Annotated in this window: 7 protein-coding genes; 2 read left to right on the plus strand and 5 right to left on the minus strand. The window is 55.4% G+C overall.

The window, feature by feature from the left end:
• The 3 genes from NP589_RS21040 to NP589_RS21050 all read right to left on the minus strand — a co-directional run.
• On the minus strand, positions 1-499 hold a 499-nt coding region (locus tag NP589_RS21040; protein WP_256608728.1), incomplete at its 3' end, for a TolC family protein.
• Positions 499-2,079 carry a DHA2 family efflux MFS transporter permease subunit gene (locus NP589_RS21045; RefSeq protein ID WP_256608729.1) on the minus strand — a complete coding sequence of 527 codons (1,581 nt, stop codon included), beginning with the start codon at positions 2,077-2,079 and terminating at the stop codon, positions 499-501. The genes NP589_RS21040 and NP589_RS21045, both read right to left, overlap by 1 nt.
• 24 nt (positions 2,080-2,103) lie before the next feature.
• Entirely contained in the window at positions 2,104-2,961 is an 858-nt protein-coding gene (locus tag NP589_RS21050) for a hypothetical protein (RefSeq protein ID WP_256608730.1), read from the minus strand.
• A 127-nt stretch (positions 2,962-3,088) separates the two neighbouring features.
• Between NP589_RS21050 and NP589_RS21055 the strand changes: the two genes are divergently transcribed.
• Positions 3,089-3,985, plus strand: coding sequence for a LysR family transcriptional regulator (locus tag NP589_RS21055; RefSeq protein ID WP_256608731.1), 897 nt, complete (start codon positions 3,089-3,091; stop codon positions 3,983-3,985).
• On the opposite strand, the gene NP589_RS21060 is transcribed toward NP589_RS21055, so the two are convergent.
• Together NP589_RS21060 and NP589_RS21065 are read right to left on the minus strand one after the other, a co-directional pair.
• On the minus strand, positions 3,958-4,944 hold the full coding sequence (locus NP589_RS21060; protein ID WP_256608732.1) for a 2Fe-2S iron-sulfur cluster-binding protein: 987 nt from the start codon (positions 4,942-4,944) through the stop codon (positions 3,958-3,960). The two genes, NP589_RS21055 and NP589_RS21060, sit on opposite strands and share 28 nt — an antisense overlap.
• Before the next feature lie 16 nt (positions 4,945-4,960).
• Positions 4,961-5,341, minus strand: coding sequence for a group I truncated hemoglobin (locus tag NP589_RS21065; protein ID WP_256608733.1), 381 nt, complete (start codon positions 5,339-5,341; stop codon positions 4,961-4,963).
• 198 nt (positions 5,342-5,539) lie between these two features.
• On the opposite strand from NP589_RS21065, the gene NP589_RS21070 reads away from it, so the two are divergent.
• Complete coding sequence (locus tag NP589_RS21070) at positions 5,540-6,172, plus strand: helix-turn-helix transcriptional regulator (RefSeq protein WP_256608734.1); 633 nt, start codon at positions 5,540-5,542, stop codon at positions 6,170-6,172.
• The last annotated feature ends 6 nt before the right edge of the window (positions 6,173-6,178 follow it).

The raw sequence follows: 6,178 nt of genomic DNA on the forward strand, positions 1-6,178 counted from the left end.
CCGCCAGCGAGCGGCCGACCGCGCCTTGCAAGGCCGCCGCGTCGCGTCCCCAAAAGTCCAGGTGGTAACGCAAGATCAAGGGATTAATCAGCATGTGCCGAAAGTTTTCCCCGGCCAGTTTGGCTTGCACGCTGTTTGCCGAGAAGCGTTGGGCCGAGAAGCTGACATTGGCGTCTACTGTCGGATACAACTCGGCGGCCTGCGCATCGACCATCGCCTGAGATTGCCGCAACCTTGCTGCGGTGGCCTTGAAATCCGGATTGTCGGCTAGTGCGGCGGTTATCAAGCGCTGCAATTCCGGGCTGGCGAAACCCGTCCACCAAGTCTGTGAAGGCCAGGCATTGCTGGTTTCGAACTTGCTCCGAGCAGTAGCGACGGTGTTTGCTATTTCGGGCATGGGTAACAGGCTGGCGCGCGCGCCTTCTTCTTCGCCGAACCGGGCGCAGCCTGCCGAAAAGCTCACCGCCAACGTCAGCGCAATCAGTCGGCGAGCGGACATCAGGCTTCCTCCGCGAGCAATTCCTGAGTTTCACGGCGTAACTCCTGCTCGACACTGACTCTAACCGGCGTGCGGGTTGGATGCGCAAACCAGACCAGTGCCGCCATGCCGACAAACAGGCAACCGGCCATCCAGAATGCATCGTTCATACCGTGCAAAACCGCATCCCGGCCGGCCAGCTTGGCATATTTGGCCAAAGCCGCCGTCTCGGAGAGTCCCAACGAATTCAGTGCGGCCAGAGCGGGATGATCGGTCAGTTCGAACGCGCCATGATTTTCGGCAAAGCGGGTCAGATGCTGCGGCACCCGCCAGTACAAAACAATACCTTGTAAGGCAATGCCGATTGCCCCGGCGGCTATCCGCAACAGATTCGCCAGCTCCAGTGCCCGCCATTGCCGCTCGGCCGGCAGGCCGTGCAGCAGCAATGCGGTCATCGGTACGAAAAAACTGCCCAGGCAGGCGCCTTCCAGCAATTTCGGCCAGAACAATTGCGCAAACGCGTCCGGATCGTCGAAGCGGCTCAACCAGAAATAGGTGGCGGCAAACCCCAGCAAATTGGCGCTGGCCAACAGCCGGGCATCGCAGCGTTTGACGATCTCGTGAAAAACGCTGGCCATCGGCTTGGCGAAGATGGCCATCGGCAGAAATACCAAACCGGCTTCCCAGGACGAATAGCCGAAAGCCAGTTGTAACTGCACGATTAACATGGACAACAAGCCTTGAAAGCACAGAAAACCTGTGAATAAAATGAAGACGCCAATCGCAAAATTGCGGTGGGCAAACAGGCGAATATCCAGAAACGGCCGGCGCACTTGCAATTCCCAGACCACCCAGTAAATCAGCGTGGCGCCTATCAACGCGATTAAGCCATTGATATAGGCCGAATGGGTCCAGTCCCAATCGTTGCCTTGATTCAACAGCGTCTGCAAGGCAAACACCAGCATCACCAACAACAGAAATCCGACGCTATCAAAGCGCTGCCAGGATCGCCGGTGACCGCGCCGATATAGCAGCGCGCCGACGATGCCGGCAATCGCCAATGCCGCGGGGATGTTGAGCCAAAACAAGCAGCGCCAGCCCAGGTTGTCGGCTATCCAGCCACCCAAGGGCGGACCGAAGGTGAACGGCGTCAGCGTGAATATGCTCCAAACCCCGATACCGAGCGATTTACGTCTATCCGGATATTCCTTAAGCAGCAAGGCCTGGCCCAAGGGCAGCGTCAAACCACCGGCAAATCCCAACAAAATGCGGCCGGCCAGATAGCTGTAAAAAGCGGTGCAATACGCGCAAATGAAAGAGGCTAAGGTAAAAACCAGGAAGGCAGCGACGAAGGGCCGATATTCACCAAAGCGCCGCGCCAACCAGCCGCCCACCGGAAACGCCAGCGCCAGCGCTATCATGTAATCGGTTTGGGTCCAGGTCGCAAAGCTGGGCGGCACACCCAAGCCACCGGCCACTCTGGGCAGCATGGCGATATAAGCGCCGGCATTGAAAATCACCAGTGCATGCCCAAACCCCAGACAAAAATTAAATAACGTAAAACGCCAGCCACGCAGGCGTTTTTGATAGACGACGTTCATCCGCTTATTGGCTCTGCCAGCAGGCTAAGATTCATTGGCTTGCTGCGGGATGCGCAGACCGATGTCTCCCAAACTTTGCCGCAACAGCGGCACCGCCATATCGCCGATCAGTTGCTTGAACGCTTCGCCGCCGTTATCCAGGGAGGCGAGCGCCTGCTCGTCAACCTTAAAACTCTCCGAAAGCGTGCGGGCGATGACCTTGCGCGACACGGGATCGATAAGCTTGATCAAAAGCTGCAACGACGTTTGCCCTTCGAAGATTCGATACCTGCCGATACCAATCTCTATCACCGCATCGTAGCTGCCCATCGCCGTATAATCGATTGGTGTGATGTTCTGGCCGTACCAGGTTTGGATAGCCTGATGCCAATGCTGCAAACTGGCGTCGCCCGCTGTAGGCAGCTGATAATACTCACGGCTCAATTCGCCTTTGCGGTTTTCCGCCGCCAATAAACTACGCAGTTTCTGCGCCGCCGTCCTAGCGGGCGTCCAAACCAACTCGGCATTCGCGGAGCCGCCGGCGGCCGTTGGCACCGCCTTGGTAAGCGCATCCACATCAGCCGCTTGACTGTCGCTGACCATACCCGCGATGACGATGCCGCCGGCAGTTTGATATAGCTCGGTGGGTAGGGCAAAACCCAAGGCCATATTTTGGGCATGCCGGTAAGCCGGGTCGCGGCGCTCGATCAAGTCAGGTATCACTTCCAGAGGCGGTGCTTGCACCGGCACAATCAAAAAGCTGTGCAAGCGGTCGATTTGCGACGCGGCAGGCTTAATACTTGGCGCTGCGCAGGCCGCCAACAAGCACGGTAAAGCCAAGCCCAGCAGGACTTTTTTGTGGTCGGCAAATAGCCTGGTAAACAAACCTCTTGAATTTTTCATGATTTCCTCCGCGCCAATGAATGCCATCGAATCGATACATTACTGGGTGGTCACTATAAAAATCAGTTTGATATAAGACAAGCGATATTTATTGGACTTTAATATCGACAAATGCAATATTAAAACCATGGATATCGAGCAAATCCGAACCTTTTTAAGCGTCGCGGCCAACGGCAGTTTTCTGGAAGCCGCCAATCGCCTATACGTGACGCAATCCACCGTCAGCACCCGTATCCAGCGCCTGGAAGCCTATTTGGGCGTGACGCTGTTCGTGCGCAATCGCTCCGGCGCCAGCCTGACCTTGCCGGGCCGGCGTTTTTTACGGCATGCCAAATCCTTGCTGTTGACACTGGAACAAGCCCGGCACGATATAGGCCTGCCCAGCCGGTTTCGCGGCAGCATTAGCATCGGTGCGCGAATTGCCTTGTGCGAAACCTTGTTGCCGGAATGGATCAGCGAGATACGCCAGGCTATGCCGGATATTTCCATCCGTAGCGACATCGGCTTTGAAGAAGACCTGATGCGCAGCCTGGTGGCGGGTGCATTGGACATCGGCTTGATGTACACACCTCAGCACAGCCCCGGCCTACAAATCGAACATTTATTCGACGAGACATTAGTGCTATTAACCACCGACCCCAAGCAACCCTGGCCGAATGACGATTACATTTATGTCGATTGGGCGCCGGGGTTTTACGCCCAGCACAGCAACAGCTACCCCAATCTGGAACGGCCGGCGCAGGTGGTCAATATCGGCTGGATGGCGATACAGCTGATTCTGGCGCAAGGCCGCGGCTCCAGTTTCCTACCGGTGCGCCTCGCCGAACCGCTGCTGCAAGCCGGCAAACTGTTTCCGGTAGCCGACAGCCCGCAATTCAAATTACCGGCCTATATGGTGTCGCAGCGCGATAACGATGCGCCGGTTTTGCAACAGGTGTTGGCGCAAATCCGCGCCTTGGCGGTACTGGAGCGGCAAAAGTTTTACGCGCTTCCCCCTCAATCCAGTGTTGCCGAGGCCACATGAAACGCATCGGCGTGGATGTCCTGCAAGGCCGCGCCATGTAAAAACGCCTGGCGTTTGGTTTGATGCACCATGTCCGGATGGCCACATAGATACAGCCGCCAGCCTTTCAGACTGGGCAACAGGGTCATCGCCACGTCGTTGGCTCGCCCCCTGACCACGCCGTCCGGTGCGTCGCCGCGCGACACGCAGGCCGTATAGTGAAAATTGGCGTACTGGCTGGCGAGTTCTTGCATTTCCTCTATCCAATACAAACCGTCCATCTCTCGGCTGCCATGAAACAGATGAATCGCCCCTTTATGGCCGTGATGCAAAGCTTCGCTGACAATCCCGGCCAAGGGCGCCAGGCCACTACCGGTGCCGATCAGCAGCAGATTATTCTCTTGGCTCGTGGGCAGGTAATAGCACAGTCCTTGCGGATCGGACACCTCTAGCTTGTCGCCGACATTCAGTTCCTGATGCGCCCATTCGCTAAAGCGACCGCCGGCCAAACGGCGGATATGAAAGCTGAGTTTGTTGGCGTGCAAACGATTGTTGGCGATCGAATAACTGCGGGTCAAACCATCAGCGCGTTTCAGATTCACGAACTGGCCGGCGTAATAATCCATGGTTTCTTTGCATTGCAAGGTCAGTTGCACGGTTTCCGCATTCAACAAACTTTTCTCAATCACCGTCGCTTCGGTAAAAAACTCGGTGGGCGAACTAATGCTGATCGCCATATCCTGCTGCGGATAACACAGACAGGCTAGAAAATGGTGTTGATGGCGCAATACTTCTTTTAAACCGTCTTGCGCCGCCAGCGGCGGCGGACCCTGTAAGCTGCGCACCATACAGCTTTGACAGGCGCCCTGCCGACAGCCGTAGGGGATGTCGATGTTTTCGCGCAGACAGGCGTCCAGCACAGTTTCGCCGGACTCGCAAATAATGTCGCGGTCGTTCACGCTGATTTTATGCATCGACATCACCCTACTCCTCGAGTTACCGATCCAACACGTCGTTACGTGTGCTTTCGGCGATGGCCGCGACTTGATTGATCAAATTCTGCGGCACGTTCAGTTCCTGCAAGGTAGCAGCCAGATTTTCCACGACCGCATCGAAATGGGTATCGTCCAAACCCAGTTTTTTCACCAGATGCGCATGGGCCTGACGCATATCGGCGCCGGAATAGTTATTAGGACCGCCAAAAGCCATGGTTAAAAAGGATTTTTGTTTGGCTGCCTGTTTGTCCATATCGGTGTTATCGAAAAAACGGTTGATACGGTGATCGCTCAAGACTTTGCGATAAAAAATATCGACGGCTGCATTAACGGCAGCTTCGCCGCCCAGTTGTTCGTAAAGAGTTGCCGTGGTTTCGCTCATGATGGTCTGCCTTTCGTTGCAAAATTAAAAAAATACGGCTGTTCAAAGCCGAATGCAGAGTAAGCCAAAAAAGCTACTTTTGCAATATTTTTATTATAAAAGTTATTTATATGGCAAAAATAGGCTCGTAGTGCTTTGCCTGATAGTTGATCCGGCGTAGAATGCCGCATTACTTATTTTCGACCGCCCGACATACACATGGTCAAACTTACCGGCTCGCGCCAAGAGCAAATCTTAAAATTACTGCTGTCCAGCACCGCCGGCATGAGCATAGACGAGCTGGCCGCGCGGCTGGAGATTTCCAGAAATGCCGTGAAACAGCATCTCACCGGCTTGGAAAAAGATCAGTTGGTCCAGGAAGCGGCTTTGAACAGCACCGGCGGCCGGCCTTCGCGCAACTACACTCTGACCGAACAAGGCCATAACCGCCTGCCCAAGCAATACCCCTGGTTTTGCAACTTATTGCTGGGAGAATTGAAAACCGAACTGGGCGAAACGGCTTTACGGCAAATGCTGTGGCGCATGGGCGTCAATCTGGCGCAATCGCTGGCCCCGCAATTCAGCGGCAAAGACCCGGCACAAAAGCAAAGCGCGCTGGTGGAATTGATGCAATCGCTGGGGTATCACGCCGAAATGGATACCGAACAAGTGCAGCCGACCATCAAAGCCGTTAATTGCGTTTATCACGATCTGGCCCAGCAATACCCGGAGCTGTGCGAATTCGACCGCGCGCTGATGTCCACTTTGTTGGACAAACCCATCGAGCAAACCGCTTGCATGGCCTTACAGGATTGCGCCTGCAAATTCAAAATCTGCAACGCAGGCGCGTGAGCCAAC

The sequence above is a fragment of the Methylomonas rosea genome (genome assembly GCF_024505055.1).
GTDB lineage: Bacteria > Pseudomonadota > Gammaproteobacteria > Methylococcales > Methylomonadaceae > Methylomonas > Methylomonas rosea.